Below are 2,870 nucleotides of genomic sequence, written 5' to 3' on the forward strand. Positions count from 1 at the left end.
ATTGCCGCCGCCGGATTTCTTGCGCCGTGGGTAGCGGGAGCCGCCATGGCGTTGAGTTCAGTTTCCGTTGTGCTGAATGCGCTGCGCCTGCAGCGGGTGAAATTATAAAAAAGCAATAAGAATAACCTGATAAGGAGGTGAAACGATGGAACCGGTAGTGGAGCAATCAGGTAATACGGAGGAGCATGAAGCGTGCCAAAGAACGAGCCATCATTCCGAAAAAATGAAAAACAATTTGATCACGCGATTAAATCGAATCGAAGGGCAAATTCGTGGTATTAAAGGTATGATAGACAGAGATGTGTACTGTGACAATATCCTAAATCAAATCGCAGCCGTACAATCCGCACTGAATTCGGTAGGACGCCTCCTATTGGAAGGACATATGAAAAGTTGCGTCATTGAGCGCATCCAGGAAGGCGATAATGAAGTAATTGATGAGCTGTTAAAGACGATGAACAAATTAATGAAGTAAGCAAGGCTTGCTTTAACTATACTAACACATTGGAGGGAACAAATCATGCAAAACGTAACATTGAAAGTGGAAGGCATGTCCTGCAACCATTGCGTAAAAGCCATTGAGGGCGCGCTGGAGGAAATTGGCGCTTCCGGAAAAGTAAATCTTGCCGAAAAAACCGTTCAGGTAGAATACGACGAAAATAAAGTGAACGTGGAATCCATTAAAGAAGCCATCGAAGATCAAGGATACGATGTAGTTTAAAAAAATATCCCGTTATACAAACCCTCCTCAGATTGTCGCTGAGGAGGGTTTTCATACGCTTCTATTCTGCCATGCCACCATTTTACGGCAGGCTCTAGCGCATCCTCTGCACGCCTCCATGCATGCCAGGTATTCCGAAATACATTCGTTCATTTGTTCAACTTTCTTCACAATTTCTCCATGCTTTTTTGCTTTTATAGTAGTGAAGCAGATACGAAAGGAAAGATAAAAAATGGCAGAACAGAACACGATTTTAATTGTGGATGATGAGCAGCAGATGCGTCGGCTTTTGTCACTGCATTTACAAAAAGCTGGATATGATACCGAAGAAGTCGCATCGGGGGAGCGTGCCCTGGAGGCGGTCGCAAAAAAGACGTACCGCCTAATCCTGCTTGACATTATGATGCCGGGAATGTCCGGTTGGGAGGCATGCAGAAAGATTCGTCAGACATCTTCTGTGCCCATCATTATGCTGACCGCTCGTGACGAAGTGGCGGACAAAGTACAGGGATTGAAGTTGGGCGCCGATGACTACATTACTAAACCGTTTGAGAAAGAGGAGTTGTTGGCAAGGGTCCGGGCGCTTCTCCGGCGAAGCGAGCTAACGTATGCGTCGTCCAGGGCTTCTGCCAACAGTTTGCTTCAACATCGCGGTATTAAAGTGGACAAAAAGAGACGGGAAGCTTTTTATCAGGACGCTGCGCTTGTCCTGACCCGAAGAGAATATGACATTTTATATACGCTCATCAAGAATCCGGGCCATGTATTCAGCCGGGACGCTCTGCTTTCGTTAATCTGGTCGGACCGCAATGTGGACGATTACCGGACCGTAGATACACACGTGAAGAACCTGCGTGAGAAACTCCGCAGTGCGGGAGCACCCGCTCATGACATTTTGAAGACGGTGTGGGGAGTGGGCTATAAAATTCAGTAAGGATGAGAATTATGCTTCAATCCATTCGCAATCGTGTGTCTACCAAAGTAGGATTATTATTGCTTGTTGTTTTTTTGTTCATCATTTTTTCGATGGGCGGAATCCTGTATTCGCTATTTCTTACCTTCTACCTTTCTCATATTACGGAGGAGCTGGTGCAACGTGGAAAAAGCCATGCCAACGTGCTAAGCGAACATTTTACCCCTACCACCATGAATCATGTGGCCCGCATGGAAAAAGGTTCGAATTATATGGTGGTTGTGCTTGATAGAAACAGAAACGTTATCGCAAATTCGGATACCATTACCTCTGCTCACCGCGAATACTTATCGGCCACAGGTGAGCACGGAGCGGAAGAAGAACTGGCGGTAGAAAAGGATTGGGATAAAAAGCCGTTCCTCGTGTCCCGTTCTTTGATTATGCAAAACGGCGAACCTGTCGGCGCCGTTGTCATGTTCAGTCCTACGGCTCCTATCCATCAGGCCGTGGAAGTGCTGCAGGGAATGCTTGTGATTACCGGCGCGATCACTGTTCTGGTGGTAACCGGCATTGTCTTTCTTCTTTCCCGGATGATCGTGCGTCCGCTTCTTCAGATAAAACAGGCGACCGGTGAAATCGCAGAAGGAAACTACTCCGTTCGTCTGCCGGTACAGGGTGGTGACGAGGTGGCTCAACTGGCGGCTTCCGTCAACTATATGTCAGACCGTATCGAATTTTACCAGAAGCAGCGCAACGAATTTTTGGCCGATATCGGTCATGAACTGCGAACGCCTTTGACGTATCTAAAAGGATACGCAGAAATCCTGCGGGATTCGTCGATGGATAGCGAGGAACAGCGCGCTTATACAGAAATTATTTATGAGCAGAGCTCCCGCCTGCAGCGGCTGGTTCAGGATTTGTTTGATTTGGCCCGCCTGGAACAGGGAACATTTTCGTTTCAAGTAGAGCGTTTTCCGCTGGAAGAAGCGGTGACGGATGCGCTGACATTGATAGAGCCTTCCATGGATGAGAAGGGCATTGATTTATATTATGAAGGTCCCGATCAGCCTCTCATAATCAGAGGCGATCGGCAGCGACTTGGACAGGTGGTACTGAACTTGCTGGAGAATGCCAAACGGTACATCCCCGCGGGCAGCACGGTCCGGGTTCGAGTAAAGGAACATAAGGATGCGGCCTATATCGAAGTAGAGGACAACGGTCCGGGCATTCCTGAGG

4 protein-coding genes are annotated in these 2,870 nt (G+C 47.8%); all 4 read left to right on the forward strand.

Annotated elements, in window-relative coordinates; genetic code table 11:
• Positions 1-145: 145 nt before the first annotated feature.
• Positions 146-475 (forward strand): metal-sensitive transcriptional regulator, encoded by a 330-nt coding sequence (locus tag B2899_RS07020; protein ID WP_146810114.1) that lies wholly within the window; start codon positions 146-148, stop codon positions 473-475.
• A 45-nt stretch (positions 476-520) separates the two neighbouring features.
• Entirely contained in the window at positions 521-721 is a 201-nt protein-coding gene (copZ, locus tag B2899_RS07025) for a copper chaperone CopZ (RefSeq protein WP_146810113.1), read from the forward strand.
• Positions 722-953: 232 nt separating this feature from the next.
• Positions 954-1,655: a response regulator transcription factor gene (locus B2899_RS07030; protein ID WP_286884650.1), complete on the forward strand. Its 702-nt coding sequence runs from the start codon at positions 954-956 to the stop codon at positions 1,653-1,655.
• Between the two features lie 11 nt (positions 1,656-1,666).
• On the forward strand, positions 1,667-2,870 hold a 1,204-nt coding region (locus tag B2899_RS07035; RefSeq protein ID WP_286884652.1), incomplete at its 3' end, for a sensor histidine kinase.

The sequence above is a fragment of the Aneurinibacillus sp. UBA3580 genome, from assembly GCF_002375825.1.
Classification (GTDB): Bacteria; Bacillota; Bacilli; order Aneurinibacillales; family Aneurinibacillaceae; genus Aneurinibacillus; species Aneurinibacillus danicus.

Bases quoted from the DNA above. Each gene is read 5' to 3' on its own strand.
- B2899_RS07020 (WP_146810114.1), top strand. From the start codon at position 146: ATGGAACCGGTAGTGGAGCAATCAGGTAATACGGAGGAGCATGAAGCG.
- copZ (WP_146810113.1), top strand. From the start codon at position 521: ATGCAAAACGTAACATTGAAAGTGGAAGGCATGTCCTGCAACCATTGC.
- B2899_RS07030 (WP_286884650.1), top strand. From the start codon at position 954: ATGGCAGAACAGAACACGATTTTAATTGTGGATGATGAGCAGCAGATG.